This window comes from Burkholderia sp. SIMBA_051 (assembly GCF_046534915.1).
GTDB classification, from domain to species: Bacteria; Pseudomonadota; Gammaproteobacteria; order Burkholderiales; family Burkholderiaceae; genus Burkholderia; species Burkholderia ambifaria.
The window spans coordinates 1-421 of sequence record NZ_JAWRXS010000064.1; the positions used below are offsets into that span (position 1 = coordinate 1).

1 pseudogene is annotated in these 421 nt (G+C 67.7%); it reads left to right on the forward strand.

From position 1 onward, the window contains the following. A pseudogene (locus tag SB771_RS33545) lies at positions 1-421 on the forward strand (MFS transporter); the annotation flags it as partial.

Here is a 421-nt window from a genome sequence, read left to right on the forward strand (position 1 = left end):
GGTCGCGATTCCCTATGTGTTCGGCACGATCGGCATGGCGGGCAGCGGTTTTATCGCCGACTACCTGCTCAAGCGCGGCGTCGCGCCGATTCGCAGCCGCAAGTGGCCGGTGTGCGTCGGGCTGATCGGCGCGGCCGCGTTCACGGTGCCCGCCGCCTACACGCCGAGCACGGCGCTCGCCATCACCTACGTTTCGCTCGCGATGTTCTTCGTGAATCTCGCCAGCGGCAGCGCGTGGGCGCTCGTGAGCATCGCCGCGCCGCGTCATCTGGTGGCGTCGCTCGGCAGCATGCAGAACTTCGGCGGCTATCTCGGCGGCTCGTTCGCGCCCGTCATCACGGGCATCGTGGTCGATCAGACACACTCGTTCGTCAACGCGCTGCTCATCAGCGCCGCCATCGCGTTCGCTGCGGCCTTCGTC